The 21,526-nt window shown below is 72.4% G+C and carries 21 protein-coding genes, 1 pseudogene and 1 riboswitch; of the genes and pseudogenes, 6 read left to right on the top strand and 16 right to left on the bottom strand.

Annotation, left to right across the window (positions count from 1 at the left end; translation table 11 throughout):
* Window positions 1–5: 5 nt before the first annotated feature.
* The 8 genes and pseudogenes from ACZ45E_RS37080 to ACZ45E_RS37045 form a co-directional block, all read right to left on the bottom strand.
* Window positions 6–848 carry a carbohydrate ABC transporter permease gene (locus tag ACZ45E_RS37080; RefSeq protein ID WP_468230123.1) on the bottom strand — a complete coding sequence of 281 codons (843 nt, stop codon included), beginning with the start codon at window positions 846–848 and terminating at the stop codon, window positions 6–8.
* Window positions 841–1,830 (bottom strand): carbohydrate ABC transporter permease, encoded by a 990-nt coding sequence (locus ACZ45E_RS37075; protein WP_468230119.1) that lies wholly within the window; start codon window positions 1,828–1,830, stop codon window positions 841–843. Before ACZ45E_RS37075 ends, ACZ45E_RS37080 begins: the two co-directional genes overlap by 8 nt.
* Entirely contained in the window at window positions 1,830–3,116 is a 1,287-nt protein-coding gene (locus ACZ45E_RS37070; protein ID WP_468230117.1) for an ABC transporter substrate-binding protein, read from the bottom strand. The genes ACZ45E_RS37075 and ACZ45E_RS37070 overlap by 1 nt, the downstream gene beginning before the upstream one ends.
* Window positions 3,117–3,326: 210 nt before the next feature.
* A complete protein-coding gene (locus ACZ45E_RS37065; RefSeq protein ID WP_468230115.1) occupies window positions 3,327–4,175 on the bottom strand; it encodes a carbohydrate ABC transporter permease in 849 nt (282 codons plus the stop codon).
* Window positions 4,175–5,110: a carbohydrate ABC transporter permease gene (locus ACZ45E_RS37060; RefSeq protein ID WP_468230113.1), complete on the bottom strand. Its 936-nt coding sequence runs from the start codon at window positions 5,108–5,110 to the stop codon at window positions 4,175–4,177. Before ACZ45E_RS37060 ends, ACZ45E_RS37065 begins: the two co-directional genes overlap by 1 nt.
* Complete coding sequence (locus ACZ45E_RS37055) at window positions 5,107–6,360, bottom strand: ABC transporter substrate-binding protein (protein WP_468230109.1); 1,254 nt, start codon at window positions 6,358–6,360, stop codon at window positions 5,107–5,109. The genes ACZ45E_RS37060 and ACZ45E_RS37055 overlap by 4 nt, the downstream gene beginning before the upstream one ends.
* A gap of 277 nt (window positions 6,361–6,637) precedes the next feature.
* Window positions 6,638–6,847 (bottom strand): annotated as a pseudogene (locus ACZ45E_RS37050) (NIPSNAP family protein); the annotation flags it as partial.
* 1 nt (window position 6,848) lies between these two features.
* On the bottom strand, window positions 6,849–7,223 hold the full coding sequence (locus tag ACZ45E_RS37045) for a hypothetical protein (protein WP_468230107.1): 375 nt from the start codon (window positions 7,221–7,223) through the stop codon (window positions 6,849–6,851).
* A 121-nt stretch (window positions 7,224–7,344) separates the two neighbouring features.
* On the opposite strand from ACZ45E_RS37045, the gene ACZ45E_RS37040 reads away from it, so the two are divergent.
* The 4 genes from ACZ45E_RS37040 (at window position 7,345) to ACZ45E_RS37025 (ending at window position 11,595) form a co-directional block, all read left to right on the top strand.
* Window positions 7,345–7,830, top strand: a complete 486-nt coding sequence (locus ACZ45E_RS37040; RefSeq protein ID WP_468230104.1) for a flavin reductase family protein — start codon at window positions 7,345–7,347, stop codon at window positions 7,828–7,830.
* A gap of 108 nt (window positions 7,831–7,938) precedes the next feature.
* Window positions 7,939–8,475, top strand: a complete 537-nt coding sequence (locus tag ACZ45E_RS37035; protein WP_468230102.1) for a 2Fe-2S iron-sulfur cluster-binding protein — start codon at window positions 7,939–7,941, stop codon at window positions 8,473–8,475.
* The gene (locus tag ACZ45E_RS37030; RefSeq protein WP_468230099.1) at window positions 8,472–9,467 is read left to right on the top strand and encodes an FAD binding domain-containing protein; all 996 of its coding nucleotides are present in this window, start codon (window positions 8,472–8,474) and stop codon (window positions 9,465–9,467) included. The genes ACZ45E_RS37035 and ACZ45E_RS37030 overlap by 4 nt, the downstream gene beginning before the upstream one ends.
* A 31-nt stretch (window positions 9,468–9,498) precedes the next feature.
* Window positions 9,499–11,595 (top strand): xanthine dehydrogenase family protein molybdopterin-binding subunit, encoded by a 2,097-nt coding sequence (locus tag ACZ45E_RS37025; RefSeq protein WP_468230096.1) that lies wholly within the window; start codon window positions 9,499–9,501, stop codon window positions 11,593–11,595.
* A 12-nt stretch (window positions 11,596–11,607) separates the two neighbouring features.
* Here the strand turns inward: ACZ45E_RS37025 and ACZ45E_RS37020 are convergent, their stop codons facing one another.
* Together ACZ45E_RS37020 and proP are read right to left on the bottom strand one after the other, a co-directional pair.
* Entirely contained in the window at window positions 11,608–12,018 is a 411-nt protein-coding gene (locus ACZ45E_RS37020; RefSeq protein ID WP_468230093.1) for an ATP-binding protein, read from the bottom strand.
* Window positions 12,019–12,121: 103 nt separating this feature from the next.
* Entirely contained in the window at window positions 12,122–13,663 is a 1,542-nt protein-coding gene (gene proP / locus ACZ45E_RS37015) for a glycine betaine/L-proline transporter ProP (RefSeq protein ID WP_468230091.1), read from the bottom strand.
* 328 nt (window positions 13,664–13,991) lie between these two features.
* Here proP and ACZ45E_RS37010 point away from each other — a divergent pair, with 328 nt between their 5' ends.
* Window positions 13,992–14,255 (top strand): GlsB/YeaQ/YmgE family stress response membrane protein, encoded by a 264-nt coding sequence (locus ACZ45E_RS37010; RefSeq protein ID WP_468230088.1) that lies wholly within the window; start codon window positions 13,992–13,994, stop codon window positions 14,253–14,255.
* A 153-nt stretch (window positions 14,256–14,408) separates the two neighbouring features.
* On the opposite strand, the gene ACZ45E_RS37005 is transcribed toward ACZ45E_RS37010, so the two are convergent.
* The 6 genes from ACZ45E_RS37005 to ACZ45E_RS36980 all read right to left on the bottom strand — a co-directional run bounded on the left by ACZ45E_RS37005 (window position 14,409) and on the right by ACZ45E_RS36980 (window position 20,420).
* A complete protein-coding gene (locus tag ACZ45E_RS37005; protein WP_468230085.1) occupies window positions 14,409–15,023 on the bottom strand; it encodes a class F sortase in 615 nt (204 codons plus the stop codon).
* A gap of 83 nt (window positions 15,024–15,106) precedes the next feature.
* A complete protein-coding gene (locus ACZ45E_RS37000; protein WP_468230082.1) occupies window positions 15,107–15,520 on the bottom strand; it encodes a hypothetical protein in 414 nt (137 codons plus the stop codon).
* A 133-nt stretch (window positions 15,521–15,653) separates the two neighbouring features.
* A complete protein-coding gene (locus ACZ45E_RS36995) occupies window positions 15,654–17,621 on the bottom strand; it encodes a sensor histidine kinase (RefSeq protein WP_468230079.1) in 1,968 nt (655 codons plus the stop codon).
* On the bottom strand, window positions 17,608–18,315 hold the full coding sequence (locus ACZ45E_RS36990; RefSeq protein ID WP_468230076.1) for a response regulator transcription factor: 708 nt from the start codon (window positions 18,313–18,315) through the stop codon (window positions 17,608–17,610). Before ACZ45E_RS36990 ends, ACZ45E_RS36995 begins: the two co-directional genes overlap by 14 nt.
* Before the next feature lie 82 nt (window positions 18,316–18,397).
* Window positions 18,398–19,816: a purine-cytosine permease family protein gene (locus ACZ45E_RS36985; RefSeq protein WP_468230074.1), complete on the bottom strand. Its 1,419-nt coding sequence runs from the start codon at window positions 19,814–19,816 to the stop codon at window positions 18,398–18,400.
* Window positions 19,808–19,908, bottom strand: a riboswitch (TPP riboswitch). (Overlaps the previous gene by 9 nt.)
* A 107-nt stretch (window positions 19,909–20,015) precedes the next feature.
* Window positions 20,016–20,420, bottom strand: a complete 405-nt coding sequence (locus ACZ45E_RS36980) for a hypothetical protein (protein ID WP_468230071.1) — start codon at window positions 20,418–20,420, stop codon at window positions 20,016–20,018.
* Between the two features lie 350 nt (window positions 20,421–20,770).
* Between ACZ45E_RS36980 and ACZ45E_RS36975 the strand changes: the two genes are divergently transcribed.
* The gene (locus tag ACZ45E_RS36975) at window positions 20,771–21,514 is read left to right on the top strand and encodes a DUF4097 family beta strand repeat-containing protein (protein WP_468230068.1); all 744 of its coding nucleotides are present in this window, start codon (window positions 20,771–20,773) and stop codon (window positions 21,512–21,514) included.
* Window positions 21,515–21,526: the final 12 nt, after the last annotated feature.

The following is a 21,526-nucleotide window of genomic DNA, read 5'->3' as shown; positions in this document are numbered from 1 at the left end:
CGTGTTCAGCCCTTCATGCCGGAGAAAGCGATGCCCTGGATGAACTGGCGCTGCATGGCCACGAAGACCACGATCACCGGGAGCGTCGCGAGGAGGGACCCGGCCATCAGCACCGGGTACTCGGTCAGGTGGGCGCCCTGGAGGGAGGCAAGACCGGCCGAGAGCGGCATCTTCGCCGGGTCGGTGTTGACGATGAGCGGCCACATCAGGTCGTTCCAGGACCACAGGAACGTGAGGATGCCGAGCGCGAGGAGCCCGGGGCGGGCCAGCGGCAGGGCGATCCGCCAGAAGACGGTGAAGGGGTTGGCGCCGTCGAGCCGCGCCGCTTCCTCCAGCTCCTCGGGCAGCCCCATGAAGAACTGGCGCAGCAGGAAGGTGCCGAAGGCGGAGAACATGCCGGGGACCACCAGCGCCTGCATGGAGTCCAGCCAGCCGAGGCTCTGCATGATCTGGTACTGCGGCAGCAGGAAGAGCTGGCCGGGCACCATCAGCACGGCGAGGAAGCCGAGGAAGATCGCCCCGCGCCCGGGGAAGCGGATCCGGGCGAAGGCGTAGGCCGCCATCGAGCAGAGCACGAGCTGGGCCGCGGTGCGCAGCAGCGCCATCACGACGGTGTTGAGGAACTGCTGTCCGAAGGGGACCCCGTCGAAGACCTTCGGGTAGTTCGACCAGTCCCAGTGCGCGGGCAGGATCGTCGGCGGCACCTGGACGGACTCGCCGAAGCTCTTGAACGAGGTGAGGAGCTCCCACACCAGGGGGAAGACGGTGATGACCGCGCCCAGCGCGAGCAGGACGTGAGCGGGCCACATCCTGCCCTCGCGGCGCGCTCCGCGCGTCGGTTCACGCATAGTGGACCCACCTCTTCTGCAACCGGAACTGGACGGCGGTGAGCGCCATGATGAGGACGAACAGCACGCACACGATCGCGGCGCCGTAGCCGCGCTGGTTGTCGAAGAACGCCTTCTGGAGGAAGAGCATCACGACGGTCTGGCCCTCGCCGTAGGCCGGGTTCTGGAGCGAGTTGTTCGTGTTGGCGCCGATGATCAGGTACACCAGGTCGAAGACCTGCAGGGACTGGATGACCGAGAGCACGGTGGTGAAGAAGAGGGTGGGGCTGAGCAGGGGCAGCGTGACGGAGAAGAACTGCCGCACGCGTCCCGCGCCGTCGAGCGCGGCCGCCTCGTAGTAGTCGCCGGGGATGCTCTGGAGCCCGGCGAGCAGCAGGATCATGTTGTAGCCGACGGTCATCCACACGCCGACGACCGCGACGGCGAAGCGGATGGTGTGCGGGTCGGAGACCCAGTAGGTGCCGTCGACACCGATCGAGGACAGGGCGTGGTTGAGGATGCCCGCGTCGCCGTTGTAGAGCCAGCGCCAGACCACCGCGACGGCGGCGGGCATCGTGACGACGGGCAGGAAGTAGAGGGTGCGGTAGACGCCGGTGCCGCGCAGGCCCTTGATGTTGAGCAGCACGGCGAGCGCCATCGACAGCGGGATGCCGAGCAGGACGAGTCCGGTGTAGATGCCGGTATTGCCCAGGGAGTGCCAGAACTCCGGGTCGCCCACGAGGGTGCGGTAGTTGGACAGGCCGATCCAGGTGGTCCCGCCGAACGCGCCCCACTCGGTGAAGCTGTAGTAGAGCGTCTGCACGACGGGCCACAGGTAGAAGACCGCGAGGCCGAGTCCCGCCGGGGCGATGAGGGCGTACCCCCACCACTTGTCGCGGTGGCGGAAGCGGCGCTCGCGTCGGCGCAGTGCGCGCTGGTCGAGAGCGACCGGGCGGCCGCGCTGCGCCGGTACGGCGGTGTCCGTACGCACGTCGAGGCTCATCAGGACCGGCCCTTCCTCTCCTGCGCGAGCAGCTGGTTCATCGCGTCGGTCAGGGAGCCCGCGGTGCTCCTGAGGCTCTCGTTGCCGCTCCACGCCCTGGCGAGCCACATCTGTTCCTTGTGCTGCCAGGCCGAGCTGTTGGCGGAGCCGGGGAAGGGCACCGCGTAGTCGAGCGCGTCCAGGTGCACCCGGAGGTCGAAGCGCGGCATGCCCGCGGCCCACGGTTCGGCGGTGCCGTTGCGGGCCGGGATGGCGGTGCCGTACGTGCCCTGGAGCAGCGAGGCGTGTTCGCCGCCGAGGAACCTGACGAACTCGCGGGCCAGTTCGGGGTGGGGTGTGCGGGCGTAGACGACGTTGGCCAGGCCGTGCAGGACGGTGGCGCGGCGGCGGCCCCTGGGCATCGGCGCGACGTCGACCTTGGCGCGGAGTTCGGAGTCCCGGTAGAACGTCGCCGCGTTGTAGGACGCTTCGTAGGTCATGGCCAGCGTTCCGGACTGGAACATCTGGGTGGGGTCGGTGTCGGCCATCTGTTGGAGGGTCGGCGACGCCCGGTAGCGGTGGATCAGGTCGATCCACAACCGCAGCCCCTCCTGGGTGTGCTCGTCGGAGTAGCCGGAGTGCCGCTTGTCCGGGGAGATGACCCAGCCGCCGGCCTGGGGGATGGAGTTGTAGTAGTTCTCCTGGGCGCGGACCGGGGCTCCGACGCCGTGGATGCCGCGTCTGCGGTCGGTGAGCCGCTGGGCGTTGACGATCAGGTCCTGCCAGGTCCAGGTGGAGTCGGGGTAGTCGACCTTGGCCCGGTCGAAGATCTCCTTGTTGAACCAGAGCGCGACGGTGTCGAAGTCCTTCGGGACACCGTACTGGACGCCGTTCCAGCGGTAGAGGGAGACCAGGTCCGCGGGGAAGTCGGCGGGCCGCAGCACGGCGTCGGCCCCTTCGGTCTCCAGGGGCAGGAGCTGTCCCGCGTCGGCGTAGAGGCCGAAGTTGGGGCCGTTCATCCAGAAGACGTCGGGGGCGGCGCCTCCGGTGCAGGCGGTGCGCAGTTTGGTCCAGTACGTCCCGTTCGGGGTGAGCTGGACGTCGACGGTCACCCCGGGCCGGGTGCGCTCGAACTCCCGCGCCGCCCGCTTCATCGCGGGGACCTGGTAGACGTCCCAGACGCCGTACGTGAGGTGGCCGCGCCGGGAGCCGCCGCCCGCGGTGGCCGAGGGGCCGCAGCCGGACGCGAGCGGGGCTGCCGCGAGCGTCGTGGCGGCGGCCGCCGCGAGGAGGGAACGTCTGCGCACGCGGAGCCTTCCTGGGGTGGGACAGGCCGCACGGCTCCGCCCTCGGGGGGAGCCGTGAAGCCACCAGTGGTCGTCGCGGGGGGCGCCACCCCGCGACGGAATACCCCGACGCTATTTGCTCGAAGTTGACGCGTCAATGGCTGTTTGAATCAACTTCGCGCAAACTGCGCCCGGGTCTCACCCCGGCGTCACCTCGCCCGGCCGCCCCGCTCAGTCGATCCCCGAGCGCTCCACCCCCGCCACGATCCACCGCTGGAACAGCAGGAACACCGCCAGCAGCGGCACGATCGAGACCGCTGCCGCGATGAACAGCTCGTGCAGGCGCACCACTTGAGAGGTGCTGAACGACGACAGCGCCACCTGCACCGTCCACGCGTCGCGGTCCTGGCCGATGACCAGCGGCCACAGGAACGAGTTCCAGGCGCCGATGAAGACGATGGTGCCGACCGCCGCGAACACGGGCCGGGCGTTCGGCACCACCACGAGCCAGTACGTGCGCCAGTGGCCGAGCCCGTCGACCCGGGCCGCGTCCTCCAGCTCCCCGGGGAAGCCGAGGAAGTACTGCCGGAAGACGAAGCAGGCGAACGCGGAGAACAGCGTCGGGACGACGAGCCCGCGCAGGGTGGAGACCCAGCCGAGCGACGAGACCAGGACGAAGGTGGGCACGAAGGTCACCGCCGCCGGGACCATGAGCGTGCCGAGGATCGCGTAGAAGACCTTGTTCGCGTGGCGGTACGGGATGCGGGCGAGACCGTATCCGGCCAGTGAGGCGAGGAGCAGGGTGCCCAGGGTCGTGGCGACGGCGATGAGCGCCGAGTTGAGGAGGGAGCGCGCGAAGGGGACCGACGTGTCCTCGAAGAGTTCACGCAGATTGCCCCACTGCACGTGGGACGGGAAGAACGTCCAGTCGGGCGAGGTGATGTCCCGCTCGGTGGCGAGTCCGTTGCGCACGAGCAGATAGAAGGGGACCAGGAACAGCAGCGCGAGGGCGATGAGCAAGGCGAGCCGCAGGGCCCGCCCGGTGCGGACGAGGGCGTCGCCCTCCTGGATCGGCGGCATCAGTCCGCCTCCTTCCTGCCGAGCCCGAACCAGCGCGCCTGACCCACCGTCACCACGGCGATGATCAGGGCGAGGAGGACCGCGCCCGCGCTGCCGAGTCCGAGGTTCTGGCCCTGGCCGAGAGCCGTGTAGTACAGGTAGACGAGCGGCGGGCGCGCGTAGGGCGGGTAACCGCGGGCGTCGGAGAGCAGGTTGTAGAACTCGTCGAAGGCCTGGAAGGCGTTGATGACGAGCAGCAGTACGACGGCCACGGAGGTGGCACGCAGCTGCGGGAAGGTGATGTGCCGGAAGACCTGCCAGCCGGGCCGGGCCCCGTCGACCGCGGCGGCCTCGTAGAGGGCGGGGCTGATCCGTTGCAGGCCGGCCAGGAAGAGGATCATGTAGAACCCCGCCTGGAGCCACAGCCGTACGGTGACGATGACCAGCCAGTACCAGGGCGGGTCCGTGGTCGAGAGCCAGGCGACCGGGTCCGAACCGGCGTACCCGAGCAGGGTGTTGGCGAGCCCGAACCGTACTCCGTTGAAGAGTGACATCTTCCAGATCAGCGCGGCGACGACGTAACTGCAGGCCGCCGGGAGGAAGAAGACCGAGCGGAAGAACGCCTGGGCCCGTCGCAGCCGGTTCACCATCAGAGCGAGGGCGAGCGAGGCGGCGTAGGTCGTCGGCACGATGAAGAGGGTGAAGACGCAGAACGTCCACAGGCTGGAGCGGAACGCGTCGTCCCGCAGCAGCGCGGTGTAGTTGTCGAGGCCGACGAAGCGGTCAGGGGTGACGGTGTTGTGGGCGTCGAAGAAGCTGAGCCAGACGCTCCAGCCGAGCGGTACGTACGTGAACAGGCCGAGGCCGAGGACGAAGGGGCCGACGAAGACCCAGAACCACCGGGCGCCGTCGCGTTCGGCCCGTCGTCCCGGCGCGTGCGGCCGCGGCGCGCTCACTTCGCCGTCACACGGGCCAGCTCCGCGGACACCTTCCGCACGACTCCCCTCAGCTCGCTCTCCGGGTTCGCGCCGTCCTTGACGATGCGGTTGAGCGCGTCCTGGTACGCGGTCTGGGACGCCGGCGTCCACAACAGCGGCTGGGCGTAACCGTGTTCGGTGGTGAAGCGGACGGCGTCGGCCGCGGCGCCGTCCTTGAGCCTGTCCGCCTTCTTCGCGAGTGAGAGACGGGCCGGGATGTGGAAGCCGTAGCCGAGGGCGAAGTCCTCCTGGTGGTCGGTGCGGTCGATCCACAGCCACTTCAGGAAGTCCTTGCCCGCCCGCTGGTGCGCGCTGCGCGTGGAGACCGCCGCCGCGTACGCGCCGACCGGTACGGACGGAGCGCCCTGAGCGCCGTCCTTGGGGAAGGGCAGCACCCCGAAGTCGTCACCGAGCGCTTTCTGGATCGCGGGCAGCGCCCACAGCCCCGACCACTGCATGGCGGTGAGGCCCTGGATGAACGCCGAGGGGTCCGACCAGTCCGAGGGCGCGCCGAGCAGCAACGACTTGTCGGCGTACAGCCGGTGCAGCTTGCCGAGCGCGCGGGCGGCCGCGGGGTCGTCGAAGCCGACCTTGCCGGCGTCGGTGACCAGGGAGAGGCCGGCGGCGTAGAGCGGGGTGCCGCCGAGGACCCCGGCGCCCGCGTCGTTGCCGAGGAAGAGGCCCTTGACCTTCTTGTCGGTCAACTCGGCCGCGGCGTCGACGAGTTCGTCCAGGGTGCGGGGCGGCTTCACGCCGGCTTCGTCGAGGAGGCTCTTGCGGTAGAAGAGCATCTGCATGTCGATGACTTGTGGGATGCCCCAGATCCTGCCGTCGTACGTCTTCGGGGCGAGTACCGCCGGGTTGAAATCGTCCCTGACGCCTTCGAAGAGATCGGTGAGGTCGGCCACCTGCTTGCCCTGGATCTGGTCCAGGCTCGGCCCGTTGACCTCGAACACGTCGGGGCCGGACGTAGTGAGCAGGGCGGCGGCCGTCTGCTGGTCGTAGTTGCCCGGCCGCCACTGGACGGTGACCCGTGCCTTCTTGTAGGCGGCGGCGTACTTCTTCACGGCCTGCTCGGCGCCCTGCTCGCCGTACTGGTGGTACCACTGCGACAGTGCGGGCCCCTCGCCGGACTCCCCCGCCCCGTCGCGGCCCGTGTTGGACCCGCATGCGGTGAGCAGCCCGAAGGCGGCGCCGGTGGCGAGCAATCCCCTGCGACTGATGGTCATGTCGGTCGTCCCCAGTCTCGGTCGGCCGGTCAGGCGCGGTGCCGTCCCGGCGGTCTCGGTGCGGTGCGAACCCCGTGTGTGTATCCCGACGGCTCAACGATCAACCCTGCACGGGGTTTTCGAAGGCCGTGCTACGGGCGTGTGTCACCGTGGGCGGGCCCGCTGGAGGCAACTGCCGCCGCGCGTCGCCGTCCTGAGTCAGCGACCGCCCTCGAGCGGCCCGGCCGGCCCTGAGAGATCCGACCGGGTCCGGGAGGCCCGGGCGGTCGGACGGTTCGGGCAACAGCGGGCGCATGAAGGCGCGTTCGTAGCGCAGCACGCAGTTACTCTCGTCCCTGATCCGGTCCGCCTCGGTGAAGTCGGGGTCGTGCCCGAAGCGCGCGCGGTACTGCTCGTACGCGGCGAGGCTGGGGAAGCTGAACAGCGCGAGGGCGATGTCGCCGGCGCCCTCGGCCGGGAGGAAGTAGCCGTGGTGCGTGCCGCCGTGCTCAGTTTTGCCGCCCGGCGGACCCGGGGTCCAGGCGGCGGCCGATGACGACCTCCACCTCCTCCGTCTCCTCCTCCCCGACGAGCCGGAGCTCCCGCACGTCCCAGAGCCGTTCGCCCACCGGGGTGCCGGCGGCCGTGGTGTGGGCCGCCACGGCCAGGGCCGGCTCGCCCCTGTCGTCCAGCAGGAGCTCTGCCGCAGCGGTGACCCCGTCACAGAAGCGCAGGGCGATGCCGACCGGCGCCGGGGCGGCCGTGAAGCCCGCCGGGTCGGGCAGGCCCCGGATCCGGCAACGGGCCCCCGCGTAGAGATGCGTACGGCCGCACTCGGCGGGAAAGGAGTCGTCGTTCGCGGGGTCGGGCACAGGATCGGACACGGCTGGCTCCGAAGGTCGCTGGGGTGGTCGGACACCCCCATCCCAGCAGCGCGGGAAGGACGGCGCATGGCCGCACGGTCGAGCACAGGGCAGCAGACCCCGGGCAGGTCGGGAGGGCGCCGTGGCTGACTTCGGCGCCTTCACCTCAATGGCCGACTCCCCCGTCTACGTGGTCACCACAGCCGTGCGGGAGGAACGCGCGGGCTGTCTCGTGGGCTTCGCCGGCCAGTGTTCCCTCGACCCCGTCCGGTTCGCCGTATGGCTGTCCAAGGCGAACCACACCTACCGTCTCGCCCGAACGGCGCAGACCCTGGTCGTGCACCTTCTCGACCGGCGGCAGCACGATCTGGCCGAGCGGTTCGGGGGGCTGTGCGGTGTCCGGCACGACAAGTTCGCCGGGCTCGACTGGTCCGAGGGGCCGGGCGGTGCGCCCGTCCTGAACGAGGCGCTCGCCTGGTTCGCGGGCCGTGTCCACGACCGGTTCGACGGCGGCGACCACGTCGCGTTCCTCCTGGACCCCACGCTCACGCGGACGTCCCCGGCAGCCGAGGGGCCCGCGCTCTCCCTGCGCGACGCCCTCGACATCACCGCCGGGCACCCGGCGTGAGAGCGCTCGGCGCGCGCCCTCTCGGCGTGCCGCCCGGTGCGGACTGGCACACGCTGGTCGAGCGCCACGTCCATCGCAGCCGACGCGTCACCTGAGGAGCAGCGCACCATGTCCACCGACGCCTTCCGTTCGGAAGTGTCTCTGACGGTCAATGGCAGCCCGCACCGCCTGCCTCTCGACCACCGCACGACGGTGCTGGACGTCCTGCGCGAACAGCTCGGACTCGTCGGCGCCAAAAAGGGCTGCGACCACGGACAGTGCGGCGCCTGCACCGTCCTCGTCGACGGCCGGCGGGCGAACAGCTGCCTCATGCTGGCCGTCGCCCACGAGGGCGCCGACATCACCACCGTCGAGGGGCTGGCGGGTACGGCCGACGGTGACGAACTGCACCCCCTCCAGCAGGCGTTCCTGGAGCGTGACGCGTTCCAGTGCGGCTACTGCACGCCCGGGCAGCTCTGTTCCGCCGTCGGAGTTCTCGCGGAGGCCGCGGCGGGGCACGCCTCGCACGTCACCCGGCCGGGCGCCGCCACCGGTGCGCCCGTGAAGCTCACCAGGGACGAGATCCGTGAACGGCTCAGCGGCAACCTGTGCCGCTGCGGCGCCTACCCGCACATCGTCGAAGCCGTCGAGGACGTGATCCGGTGAAACCCTTCAGCTATGTGCGCGCCCGTACGGTCGAGGAGGCGACCGAGGCCCACGCCGGCCGGCCGGACGCCCGCTACCTCGGCGGCGGCACCAACCTCGTCGACCTCATGAAGCTCGGCGTGGAACAGCCACGGACCCTGATCGCCGTCCACGACCTGCCGCTGGACACCGTCGAGGAGCTGCCCGACGGCTCCGTCCGCGTCGGCGCCACCGTGAGCAACAGCGACCTCGCCGCCCACCCGCTCGTCCGGGACCGCTACCCCGTGCTGTCGCAGGCGCTGCTCGCGGGCGCGTCGGGCCAGCTGCGGAACATGGCCACGACCGGCGGCAACCTTCTCCAGCGCACCCGCTGCCCCTACTTCCAGGACACGGACAAGCCGTGCAACAAGCGGGAGCCGGGGTCCGGGTGCGGCGCACGCGACGGCGTCCACCGCGATCACGCCGTCCTCGGCCACTCGCCGCAGTGCATCGCGACGCACCCCTCCGACATGGCCGTCGCGCTCGCCGCGCTCGACGCGCAGGTGGAGCTGCACGGCTCCGCGGGCGCCCGCGCCGTGCCCGCCGCCGAGTTCCACCGGCTGCCCGGCGACCGGCCGGAGCGCGACACCGAGATCGAGCCCGGCGAGCTCATCACCGGTGTGCTCCTGCCGCCCACGACCGCGGGGCTCCCCAGCGCGTACCGCAAGGCCCGCGACCGGGCGTCGTACGCCTTCGCCCTCGCCTCCGTGGCCGTCGCCCTCGACGTGCGGGACGAGGTGGTCCGCGACGTCCGTATCGCGTTCGGCGGACTCGCCCACCGGCCCTGGCGCGCGCTCCGCGCCGAGCGGGCGCTGCTGGAGGGCCCCGCGACGGACGACGCGTTCCGGCGGGCCGTCGACGCCGAACTCGCCGCCGCCGCGCCCCTGCGGGACAACGCCTTCAAGGTTCCGCTCGCCCGCAACCTCGCCTGCGACGTGCTGCGCCGCCTGGCCGGCGCCTCCGCCGCCTCCTGACTTCCGCCCCCCGCTCACACGGAGAGACATCATGCCGGACACGGTCAGCGCACTCGGTTCGCCCGCCGGGCGCAGGGAGGGTCCCGCCAAGGTGACGGGGACCGCCCGCTACGCGGCGGAACACACGCCCGAGGGATGCGCGTACGCGTGGCCGGTCCCCGCCGCGGTGGCGCGGGGCAGGGTGACCGGCGTCGACGACACCGCGGCCCTGGCGCTGCCCGGCGTCCTCGGCGTCCTCACCCATCGCAACGCGCCGCGCCTGAGCGAGCCGGACGACGCGACGCTCGCCGTGCTGCAGGACGACCGGGTCCCGCACCGGGGGTGGTACGTCGCGCTCGTCGTCGCCGACACCCTGGAGACGGCTCGCGAGGCGGCGGCCGCGGTGCGGGTCTCCTACGCCGAGGAGCCGCACGAGGTGGAGCTGAGCGCCGATCACCCCGACGCCTACGTTCCCGAGGACGAGGACGGCACTTCGGGCGAACACCTGCGCGGCGAGGCCGACAACGCGTTCGCGACCGCGCCCGTCCGGGTCGACGTCCGCTACCGGGTGCCGCCGCTGCACAACCACCCCATGGAACCGCACGCGGCCACCGCCTCCTGGCAGGGCGACCGGCTGACGGTGCACGACGCCAGCCAGGGCAGCACCACGGTGCGCGACACCCTGGCGGACCTGTTCGCCCTGGACAAGGAGCGGATCACGGTCGTCTCGGAGCACGTCGGCGGCGGCTTCGGTTCCAAGGGGACGCCGCGACCGCATGTGGTGCTCGCCGTCATGGCGGCCCGGGTGACCGGACGGCCGGTCAAGCTCGTGCTTCCGCGCCGCCAGTTGCCGGCCGTGGTGGGGCACCGCGCGCCCACGCTGCAACGCGTGCGGCTCGCCGCCGAGAGCGACGGCACCCTGATCTCCGTGGTGCACGAGGTGACCTCGCACACCTCGCGCGTCAAGGAGTTCATGGAGACGGCCGCCGCCGCCACCCGGATCATCTACCCCTCGCCGCACTCCCGCACCACCCACCGCGTACTCCCCCGTGACGTGCCCACCCCGTCCTGGATGCGGGCCCCGGGCGAGGCACCGGGCATGTACGCCCTGGAGTCCGCGATGGACGAACTGGCCCTGGCCCTGGACATGGACCCCGTCGAACTGCGGCTGCGCAACGACACCGACACCGAGCCGGACAGTGCGCGGCCCTTCAGCAGCCGGCACCTCGCCGAGTGTCTGCGCGAGGGCGCCCGGCGCTTCGGCTGGGCCGAGCGCGACCCGCGCCCCCGCGCACACCGCGAGGGGGCCGTCCTGATCGGTAGCGGCATGGCGGCGGCGACCTACCCCGCGCTCGTCTCGCCGAGCCGGGCGAGCGCCCACGCCCACCCGGACGGCAGCTTCGGGATCCGGGTCAACGCCACCGACATCGGCACGGGCGCCCGTACGGTGCTCGCCCAGGTCGCCGCCGACGCGCTCGGCGTACCGCTGGACCGGGTGCGTATCGAGGTCGGCGACAGCGACCTGCCCGCCGCGCCGCTCGCGGGCGGCTCCTCGGGCACGGCCTCCTGGGGCTGGGCCGTCCACGAGGCCGGTACGCGACTCGCCGAGAGCCTGCGCGAGCGGCAGGGGCGGCCGCTGCCACCGGAGGGCGTCACCGTCACGGCGGACACGGCAGGCACGGCCGACGCGGACAGCGACTATGCCCGGCACGCCTTCGGCGCCCACTTCGCCGAGGTCGGCGTCGACACCGTGACGGGGGAGATCCGGGTGCGCCGGCTGCTCGGCGTGTACGCGGCCGGGCGCATCCTCAACCCCCGCACCGCGCGCTCGCAGTTCATCGGCGGGATGACGATGGGCCTGGGGATGGCGCTGACGGAGGGCAGCACGATGGATGCCGCCTTCGGGGACTTCACCGAGTCCGACCTGGCCTCGTACCACGTGCCCGCGCACGCGGACGTGCCCGCCATCGAGGCGTACTGGGTCGACGAGGACGACCCGCATCTCAACCCCATGGGCAGCAAGGGGATCGGTGAGATCGGCATCGTGGGCACGGCCGCCGCCATCGGCAACGCCGTCCGCCACGCCACCGGGGTCAGGCTGCGCGAACTGCCCCTCACCCCGGACCGGGTCCTCGCCGGCGAGGGGTGAGGGCCCGCGCCGTCAGCCGACGTACTCCGGCCGGAAACAGGCGGTGACGTCCTTGCCGCGCGGGCACGGGTAAGCCTGCCAGGTGTCCGCCAGCGCGTCGATCAGCAGCATGCCGCGGCCGCCGAGGGCGTCCTCGTCCGGCTTGCGGGGTTCGGGCGGCTCGGGCGAGGAGTCGTGCACGGTGACGTGCAGGCAGTCGCCGTCCCAGGTCAGCACCAGCAGCGCCGTGCTCTTCGCGTGTACGTGCGCGTTGGTGACCAGCTCCGACACGGTGAGCAGCACCGAGTCCACCGTGTCCGGCGCGCTGTCCTGCCAGCCCAGCGCCCGCAGATGGTCACGGGTCCAGTCGCGGGCCGCCTTCACCCCGCTGCTCATCGGCAGGGAGCGTGCCCACCCCACGGCGCGCAGGGAGGAATCGTCCATCGTCGTCGCTCCTAGTCTGTGAGAGTCCCCCTACGTGTGCCCACGAACCGCGCGATGAGACGGACCTCCGCCGGGGCGGGTGGTCGTGCCGTTCCGCCCCGCGTCAGTCCTTGTGGCGGGGCTTCTCTGCGCGACTCCGGCCGCCGAGGGGGTGCCACAGGCGCAGCCAGACATCGCGCGCGTGCCGCCCGGCCTCGGTGCGGCTGCGGGCCACGAGGGCGCGGGCCTCGTCGGGCGTCTCGACCATGGGCCCCGAGCCGCGCAGCGGGCGGCCCGCCGTCTCGTGCAGGAAGAACGTCGAGACGAGCCCGATCAGTCCGGCCGCCATCAGGTAGAACGCCGGTACCAGCGTGTTGCCGGTGGCGTCGACCAGGAACGAGGCGACCAGCGGGGTGGTGCCGCCGAACAGGGACACCGAGATGTTGAAGGCGATCGACAGGGCGCCGTACCGCAGCCGGGTGGGGAAGAGGGCCGGAAGGGTGGCCGCCGCCGTCCCCGCGAAGCAGACCAGGAGCAGGCCGAGGATCACACAGCCGAAGGCGGGCAGCAGGATGCCGCCCTCCCTGATCAGCAGGAACGCGGGGACGGCCAGGGCGATCATCGCGATGCTGCCGCCCATGAACATGGGCCGTCTGCCCCACCGGTCCGAGCTGCGGCCGACGACGGTGATGGTGAGCACCACCAGCAGCATGGTCCCGAGGACCAGGAGTTGCGCGGTGGTGTCGCTCTCCCCCAGCGTCACGGTCATGTAGGTCGGCAGGTAGGACGTCACCATGTAGTTGGTGACGTTGTAGAGCAGCACGAGCCCCATGCAGATCAGCACGGCCTGCCAATGGCGGGTGAAGATCTCCTTGAGCCGGCCCTTGCCGGACTGCCGGGCCGCCTCGACGGGGTCGGTGTCGCCGTCCTCCTCGGCGTCCCCGCACTCGGCGGCCTCGTGGGCCGCCTCCTTCTGGAACGCGGGTGTCTCCTCCAGTTTCAGCCGCATGTACAGGCCGATGAGGCCGAGCGGCCCCGCGACGAAGAACGGGATGCGCCAGCCCCAGCTCTCCAGCCCGTCCGAGCCCAGGGTCAGCGTCAGCACGGTGACCAGACCGGAGCCGAGGGAGTAGCCCACGAAGGTGCCGAAGTCGAGCCAGCTGCCGAGGAAGCCCCGGCGCTGGTCGGGCGCGTACTCGGCGATGTACGTCGTGGCGCCCGCGTACTCGCCGCCGGTGGAGAAGCCCTGGACCAGCCGGCACAGGAGGAGCAGCAGCGGCGCGGCGAACCCGATCGAGGCGTACGACGGGAGGAACCCGACCGCGAAGGTGCTGGCCGCCATCATGATCATGGTCGCGGCCAGGACACGCTGGCGGCCGATGCGGTCGCCGAGCGGTCCGAAGACCAGGCCGCCCAGGGGACGGACGAGGAACGCCGCGGCGAACGTGGCGAAGGTGGAGACCACCTGGGCGCCGGGCGAACTGGAGGGGAAGAAGACTTTTCCGATCGTGCCCGCCAAATAGGCGTAGACACCGAAGTCGAACCACTCCATGGTGTTGCCGAGCGCGGCGGCCGTCACGGCGCGCCGGACCGTCGGCCGGTCCGACACCGTCACGTCCTCGGCACTGAGCGCCTTCTTGCGTTGCCGCAGAAGGGTGCGCACCATGCGGTCCGTGGCCGGCGTGCGGGCCGTCCGTGTCTTTCCTGCCCGGGTCCTTCCGGGCGTTCCGCGCGGCAAGCCTTTCGCCATCCGGCATTTCTCTTCCTGTGCTGGTGCCGCTCTTGGCCTTCAGCCCTGAAAGGTCGTCTCGGCGCCAAATTAAGCCGGGCGGAAAAGACCGGCAACTTCTCCGGGAGCCCCCGCGGCGAGCTGTGCGCCGCGGGTGAGGACTTTGGTCCTGTGTACAAAGATCGAACCGGGACATGAGAAACAGCGCCGGAGTCGGGCTCCCCCGTCGGCCGGCTTCACGCAACGGAACGGAAGGGACGAACTCGTGGGCATCATCGCCTGGATCCTGATCGGACTCATCGCGGGAGCGATCGCCAAGGCACTCACCCCGGGCAAGGACCCCGGCGGCTGCCTCATCACGATGCTGATCGGCATCGTGGGCGGCCTCCTCGGCGGCTGGCTCGGCAAGGTGATCTTCGGAGTCCACTCCATCGACGGCTTCTTCAGCCTGTCCACCTGGATCGCCGCCATCGTCGGTTCGGTGATCGTGCTCCTGCTCTACCGCCTGGTGGCCGGCCGGACGCGCTGACGTACGACGTTCGCCCCGACATGCCGGCCGGCACCGACCGGCCGGCGGTCGGCGCGGGGCGCCCCGGCCGCGCGGCACCCAACAGGCCGACGCGGGCCGCGAGTTGGCACGCGCCCCATGTCGGACACGTCACCCCGCCCGGAGCCCTTCACCTCACGCCCCGGGCCCGTCGAGTTCGGCGTAGACGATGAGGTTGTCCACGGGGTGGCCCTGGGCGTCGAACGCTCCGTCGCAGGTGATCAGGCGCAGGGTGCGGGCGCCGGTGGCCCCGTAGACCTTCTGGGTCGGGAACTCCTTCTTGCTGACCGTTTCGGTCGCCGTGACCCTGAAGTGGGCCGTTCTCCCGAGGGTGTCGCGCACGGTGACGTCCGCGCCCTTGTGAAGTCGGCGCAGGTCGTGGAAGACGGCTCTGCCGTACCTGGTGTCGTTGTGGCCGATGATCACGGCGGCTCCGCGTTCGCCCGGCGCCGCGCCGCCGGTGTACCAGCCGGCCGTCATGCCCTGCCGGGCGGGCGGGACTTCGACGGTGCCGTCCCGGTTCAGGCCGAGCGGGAGCAGGGCGCTGTCGACGCCGATCGAGGCGATGGTCACCCGGTCGGGGTGCGCGGCGGCGGTGCGGCCGGGCCCGGGGAGGTGGCCGGCGGAGCGGGAGGGCGGGGCGGTGCTCGCGTCGCCGCTGATCCGAGCTCCGGCCCCCGACGCGCACGCGGTGAGCGGGGCGAGGAGGAAGAGGGACAGGGCGGCCACGCGCCACCTCGGCTGGTGCACAAGAGACTCCTGGGACGGGGAGCGGGTGGCGCCGCCCGCAGAACGGCGGACGGCGCCAGGGGGCCGTCAAGGCGGACGGACGCTCAGCGCTGCGACGCGCGGCGGCGCAGCACCACGGTGCCCGCGCCCACGAGGAGCGCCGCCGCGGAGAGCGAGGCGACGAGCGCGGTGGACGTGGAGCCGCCGTCGGACGCCGGGCGTTCGCCCGCCGCCACGCCGCCGCGCGGCGCCTTCGCGACGGCGGCCCGCTTGCGCGCCTCGTCGCTGTCCCGGGACGGGGCCGGGCTCGCCTCGGCCTGTCCGGCCTCGACAGGCTCGGCGGTCTTGTCGGCCCTTGCTTCCTTCTCTGCCTTGTCGGCCTTGTCGGCGGCCGCCCGGTCGCTCGCCACCGGCTTGGGCGTGGTGTCGGAGGCGAACGCGCCGCCGGCCGGGGCGAGCACCCCGGCGACCAGGGCGGCGGTGACGGCCGCGGTGCGCAGGGACAGTCGGTGGGACATGGTGGGGCTCCAATACCTGGGCGCTCACGGCCGGTCGGCCGGGAGGTGCCGATCGCCGGGCGTGGCCCTTGATCGACGGACCCAGGCTCGCGTGGAGTTGTAAGGAAGCTGTCAGACGGCTGTGGTCATCGCATCAGGACCGCTCCGCGGCGGGCGGGCCCGCAGGCGGCAGCCGCAGCGTGAACACCGATCCCTCGCCCTCCGTACTGGCCGCCGTCGCCGAACCGCCGTGCGCCTGCGCGAGTTTGCGCACGATCGACAGGCCGAGGCCGCTGCCGCCTGTGCGTCTGCTGCGGGACTTCTCCGCGCGCCAGAAGCGGTCGAAGACGTACGGGAGATCCGCGGCGGGGATGCCGCTGCCGGTGTCGGCGACCTCCACCACGACCTCGTCCCCGGCGTCGGCCGCGTACGCGCGCAGCGTGACCGTGCCGCCCGGGCCCGTGTGGCGTACCGCGTTCGAGACGAGATTGGCGACCGCCTGCCGGAGCCGGACCGGGTCTGCCATCAACTCCGGTACGGGGGACGGCGACTGACTGACGGTCAGCGTCACGCCCGCCGTCTCCGCGCGTACGTGGTGGGCCGCGGCGACCTGGCCGAGCAACTCCTCCACGCGCACCGGCCGGGGGTGCAGCCGCAGTGTGTCGGCGTCCGCGGCGGCCAGGTCCTGGAGGTCGTCGATGAGGTGCTGGAGCTGTACGGCCTCTTCGAGGAGCGAGTCGATGAACGCCGGATCGGGTTCGGCGACGCCGTCCTGCGCCGCCTCCAGCCAGCCGCGGATGGTGCTCAGCGGCGTCCGCAGTTCGTGCGCGACGTCGCTGACCATCGCCTTGCGCTGCTCCTCCAGGCGCGTGCGGTGCGCCGACATGTCGTTGAACGCCGCCGCGAGCCTGCCGATCTCGTTGTCGGTCGTCACCGGCACCGGCTCCGTCGCACGGCCGTCCTTCAGCCGCTGGGCCGCGCCGGTCAGCGCGTACAGGGGCCGCACCAGCCGGGTGCCCGCGAGGACGGACGCGCCGACGGTCAGGGCGAGGACGAGGGCGGCGACGCCCGCGATCTTCGCGGTGTTGCGCGGGGACAGGTCGAACCCGGGGACGGTGCCGCCGCCCTGGTCGCCGATGAACAGGAGTACGGGCGCGGCGACGTACGAGGTGAGTTGTTCGCGCCGGGCCGTGCTCACGCAGGAGGCCACCGTCCGGTCGTCCTCCGCCACCGTCGCCGCCGGCTCCGGGACCGGGGCCGAGGTCGGGGCCGGGGGCACGGCACGGGCCGCGGCTGCTTCCTTGTCCGGCACGGCGCGCGGCCCCTGCCGCCAGGTCAGGTCGAGAGCGAGGTCGACGCGGTCATGGCTCTGGCGCTTCAGGCAGGAGTTGGTGAGCCGGGTCAGGGCCGTGAGCGCTCTGCCCTCCGTCGACGTCGGCTCGTCGAGCACATCCGTCGCGCATTTGGCGTAGCCCGCCTCGCCGGTGGCGTCACCGGAGCCGATGGCTTCCACCCGGGGGCGCCCGCTGGGGCCCACCACGATGTCCGCGCCGATCCCGACCGCGCGCAGACACGACTTGTGCCGCTCGGCGAGACCGCGCAGCTCCGAGCGTTCCGCGGCGGGCAGCCTGAACGGGCCGACGGCGCGGACGTCGATCCGGTCCGCCGCCGCGGTCGACGCCCCGGTCCGTCCCGAGGCGAGCGCCGTGTCCACGGAGAGCGGGTCGACGGTCGCCGACGCCTGCGCGGGCAGGGTGCGCGCCGGCGTGTGTCCCGCCGAGTCGGCGAGCGGTCGGCGCGCCTGGGTGGTGAGGGTGATGTGGCGTCCGGTGGAGCGGGCCAGTTCGCGTACGGCCGTGTCGACGCCGTCCCACCGGGGGTGCGTGGCGGCGTACCCGAGCAGGGTGTCGTAGATCCTGGTGTCGTCGGCGAGGTTCTGGCCCTGCTCCTGCCTGATGGCGCCGGACGTGGTCTGCGCGGCGAGCCAGGCCGTCGCCGCGACGGAACAGGTGGCGACCAGGACGGAGACGGCGAGGAGCCGTCCGCGCAGGCTCTTGCGCAGCGGCGGCCGGTCGCTCCGCGCGCCCGCCCGGCGCTCCTTCCCCGGCCTACGCCTGCGCATCGGATGCGCCCTTCGCCGGGTCCGTCAGCTTGTAGCCGACCCCGAACACGGTGAGCAGCCGGACGGGGCGGCGCGGCTGCGGCTCGATCTTCTTGCGCAGGTTCATGACGTGCACGTCGACCGTGCGGTTGCTTATGTACCGGTCGAATCCGTGCAGTTCGGCGAGGAGCCGCTGCCGGCCGAAGACCCGGCCGGGTTCGGCCGCCATCGCCGCGAGCAGCCGGAACTCGCCCGGCGTGCACTCCACCGGGGCGCCGTCGACCGACACCTCGTGCCGGTCGGGATCGACGACCAGCGAACCGACCCTGAACGCCGCGGAGCCCGGTGACGCGGGGCCGCCGCGGTGGGTGCGGCGCAGCAGGGTGCGCACCCGCGCCATCAACTCGCGCGGGCTGTACGGCTTCGTCATGTAGTCGTCGGCCCCGAGGTCGAGACCGAGGAGCAGATCGTCCTCGGTGGTGCGGGCCGTCAGCATGAGCACGGGTGTCTCGCGCGCCTCCGCCCGCAGCACCCGTACGACGTCCAGGCCGTCGGCCCGCGGCATCATCACATCGAGGACGAGGAGGTCGGGTTCCCGGTGCCGGACCTCCTCGATGGCCTGCCGCCCGTCCCGTACGACGGTGACGGCATGGCCTTCCCGCTCCAGGTAGCGGCGGACCAGTTCGGCCTGTTTCGCGTCGTCTTCAGCGACCATGACATGTGCGCACACCTGGCAGATCGTAGGCGAGCCGCGTCGTGCCCGGGCCGGGCGCGGGCCTGCGGGAGGGCGGCGCGCCTCAGCGCTGTGCCGGTGACGAGCGCAGCCTGACCGGGGCGTAGAGGACGAGGGCGGTCACGAAAGCGACGTAGTAGCCGAGGTCGGCGCCGTGCAGCGCCTCGGCCACGGGACCGACGTAGAGGGACGTGTTCATGAACGGGACCGTGGCGGCGAAGGCGGCGAGGAACGCCGTCAGGGCGGGCCACGGCGGCCGGCGGCGGGAGTGTTCCGCGGCGAGGTCGATGGGGGCGCCGCCGCGGGCGCGGGAGCGGGCCAGCCAGTCGACGAGGACGACGGCCACGAAGCCGGGGATCCAGTAGCCGACGAACAGGAGCACGTTCTGGAAGCGGGCGGCGGTGTCGGCGGCGTGCATCCACAGCACCAGCGGGAAGCCGAGGAGCGCGGCGAGACCGGCGGCGAGGGGACGTGGCAGCCGGGCGCCGACGACCTGAAGGGCGAGCGAACCGCTGTAGTCGTTCATCGCGTTGCTGCACAGCGCGGCCAGCGCCACGGCCAGGAGTCCGGCCGAGCCGACCGCTCCCCCGCCCAGCAGCGTGTCGACGCCCTGGGCGGTCTGGTCGGTGAAGACGGAGGCGCCCCAGAGTCCGAGCGCCTGCACGGCGGTGAAGGACACGACGACGCCGGCCAGCGTGCACCAGAACATGCGGGTCGTCGAGGTGGTGCGCGGCAGGTACCGGCTGAAGTCGCTGGCGTACGGGGCCCAGGAGATCGCCAGGCTCAGCGCGATGGTGGCGGTGAGGACGAACGCCCCGGCGCGGTCGGCGCCGTGGGCGCTGCCGTGGCCGGGCGGGATGACACCGGTGTCCGCCAGCCGCAGCGCGAGGGCGCAGAAAGCGACCGCCAGAACGGCCGTCATCCACTTCTGCAGGCGGTGGATCGCCTCGTAGCCCAGCGCGCCGAAAGCGCCCTGGGCGGCCATCATCACCAGCGCGCCGAGCCAGAACGGCCAGCCGCAGAGCCGGGCGAGCGCGTCTCCGCCGAAGAGTCCGATGAGCGCGTCCCAGGCGATGGACGACAGCCATTGCAGAGCGCCGGGCACGACGACGCCACGGCCGAACGCCAGTCCGGCCAGCGGCAGTTGGCCGGCCCCGGTGCGGCTGCCCCAGGTGCCGAGGTACGCGGTGGGCACGGCGCCGAGCACGGTGCCCAGGACCACGGCGGCCAGCGCGGTGGCGAAGTCCAGGCCGAGGCCGACGCCGACCGTGCCGGTGAAGACGCCGCTCATCGTCAGGTTCGGCGCGAACCACACGGTGAACAGCCGTCCGGCACCGCCGTACCGGTGGTTCTCGGGGACGGGCGCGATGCCCCGCGCCTCGGGCCGCCAGTCCCCCGGCGCGGCGGGCATCCGTCCGTCGAAGGCGGTCGCGCTGTGCGGCTCGGCGGCGCGCGGGTCCAAGGAAGCGTGCGGTATCGGCATCGCTGACATCCCTCCGCCAGTGCTAACTGGTTCAGGTTCTACGGGTGTGATCTCAGCCCCGTCGATGTCGCGGGGCACCCCGTGTCGGGCAGTACGGATGCGAACACTAGCGGCTCGGCGGGCGCGTACCGAAGGCACCCCCTCGGGGCCCAGGCCGACGGCGGAGTCCCGCCGGCCGGCGGGACTTTCGACACACGCCCTAGTTCAGGACGCCCGCTTCTCCGGCTTCTGGCGCCGCGGCCCAGCAGGCCTCGACGGCGTCGGTGACCGTGTCGTGGAGGCCGCCCGAGAGGCGGTCGGCGCCCTCGGCGAGCAGCACGGGGCGCGCGATGGTCCCGGCGACGACGGTGAGGAAGCAGTCCGGCAGCGCCTCTTCCTCCAGGCTCGCCCGGACGAACTGCCGGATGCCGTCGGCGGCGCGGCGGCCGGCTCGGGCGAAGTCCACCACGAAGAGCCGCTGTCCGGTCCGTGTCATGCGCGTCAGCAGAGCGCACAGCTCGGCCGCCGCGGCCCGATCGAACTCTCCGTCGGCGTCGACGGCGCCGACGACCAGGACGCCCCCGTCTTCCCAACGCGCCGGAAACCGCGCCCGCGCTCGCTCCATCCTCGACCCCTCAGCCGGCGGGCGGCGCAGCCGACGCAGCCCGTGTGGGGCGCGCCTACCCCCGTGCCGGGCACCGCACGCCCCCTGTCCGGCACGAGGTTCCGGCCAATCTCGCGGCGCCCCGGGGAGCATCAGTCGGTTTCCCGTGTTTCACCCTCGCTGTACAGGGGACTTCGTGCGACACGGATCGCCCCGAGCCCCTCCCGGGAGGGTTCGGCAGTGAGCCCGCCACTCCACCCTCCGCCTCCGGGCGGAGGGTGGAGTACCTCCGATCGCCTCGGCGGGCCTCCGCCGAGGCGATCGCGTGAGCGGAGCGCGGCACGGGGCAGTCGGTCGGGATGAAGGCAGCGATGAAGTCATCCGCCCGGCGGCTGGCCGCCGGGGCTCTCGTGCTGGCGGCCCTCCCCCTCCTGTCGGGGTGCGGAGGCGACGACGGGCACGGCCGCTCCGCCGGCACGGACGCCCGGCCGGCCGGTTCGGCCCCGCGTCTGACGATCACCACGGAGAACGGAGTGCGCTTGCGGCCCACCGACGACGACCGGGCCGGCGTCGACCCGGCCGTCGCCGCTCACTGGTCCCGGCACGGCCGCACGCAGGTCCTGGATCTGTCGTGCCGGGGACACGACCGGCCGTGCCCCCGGATGCCGGAGATCGGCATACCCGCCGGCACCTCGGTGACCGTCACGGCGCGCAACGCGGGCATCGATGTCGCCGAGGTGGCCGGCTCCCTCGACCTGACGACGGTCAACGGCGATGTGACGGTGACGGGTTCGGGGCAGAGCGCCGCGACGCTGCGGCTCGCGACCCGGAACGGTTCCGTGCGGGCGACGGCCGTACGCGCTTCGGCGCTGCGGGCGCGGACGGTCAACGGCGACGTCACGCTCGGCTGCGGCACCGCTCCGCGGCGGATCTCCGCACGGACCGTCAACGGGTCCGTGGACGTCGCCGTCCCCCACGACTCCCCCGCCTACCGGGTGGACGCCACGACGGAGAACGGCCACCCTCTGATCACGCTCCCCACAGGCGGCGAACGGCCCGCCCGCACCATGGCGCTCACCACGGTCAACGGTGACGTGCGCGCCGCCCGCGACTAGAGTCCGCTCGTC

It is taken from the genome of Streptomyces sp. NPDC030991, assembly GCF_055571235.1.
Note: the sequence above shows the minus strand (reverse complement) of the source record. Positions and strands in the feature narration are given on the sequence as shown.

Coding starts and splice junctions, on each gene's coding strand:
- ACZ45E_RS37080 (WP_468230123.1), bottom strand. CDS start 848: ATGCGTGAACCGACGCGCGGAGCGCGCCGCGAGGGCAGGATGTGGCCC.
- ACZ45E_RS37075 (WP_468230119.1), bottom strand. CDS start 1,830: ATGAGCCTCGACGTGCGTACGGACACCGCCGTACCGGCGCAGCGCGGC.
- ACZ45E_RS37065 (WP_468230115.1), bottom strand. CDS start 4,175: ATGCCGCCGATCCAGGAGGGCGACGCCCTCGTCCGCACCGGGCGGGCC.
- ACZ45E_RS37055 (WP_468230109.1), bottom strand. CDS start 6,360: ATGACCATCAGTCGCAGGGGATTGCTCGCCACCGGCGCCGCCTTCGGG.
- ACZ45E_RS37035 (WP_468230102.1), top strand. CDS start 7,939: ATGTCCACCGACGCCTTCCGTTCGGAAGTGTCTCTGACGGTCAATGGC.
- ACZ45E_RS37025 (WP_468230096.1), top strand. CDS start 9,499: ATGCCGGACACGGTCAGCGCACTCGGTTCGCCCGCCGGGCGCAGGGAG.
- ACZ45E_RS37020 (WP_468230093.1), bottom strand. CDS start 12,018: ATGGACGATTCCTCCCTGCGCGCCGTGGGGTGGGCACGCTCCCTGCCG.
- proP (WP_468230091.1), bottom strand. CDS start 13,663: ATGGTGCGCACCCTTCTGCGGCAACGCAAGAAGGCGCTCAGTGCCGAG.
- ACZ45E_RS37000 (WP_468230082.1), bottom strand. CDS start 15,520: ATGTCCCACCGACTGTCCCTGCGCACCGCGGCCGTCACCGCCGCCCTG.
- ACZ45E_RS36995 (WP_468230079.1), bottom strand. CDS start 17,621: ATGCGCAGGCGTAGGCCGGGGAAGGAGCGCCGGGCGGGCGCGCGGAGC.
- ACZ45E_RS36990 (WP_468230076.1), bottom strand. CDS start 18,315: ATGGTCGCTGAAGACGACGCGAAACAGGCCGAACTGGTCCGCCGCTAC.
- ACZ45E_RS36985 (WP_468230074.1), bottom strand. CDS start 19,816: ATGCCGATACCGCACGCTTCCTTGGACCCGCGCGCCGCCGAGCCGCAC.
- ACZ45E_RS36980 (WP_468230071.1), bottom strand. CDS start 20,420: ATGGAGCGAGCGCGGGCGCGGTTTCCGGCGCGTTGGGAAGACGGGGGC.
- ACZ45E_RS36975 (WP_468230068.1), top strand. CDS start 20,771: ATGAAGTCATCCGCCCGGCGGCTGGCCGCCGGGGCTCTCGTGCTGGCG.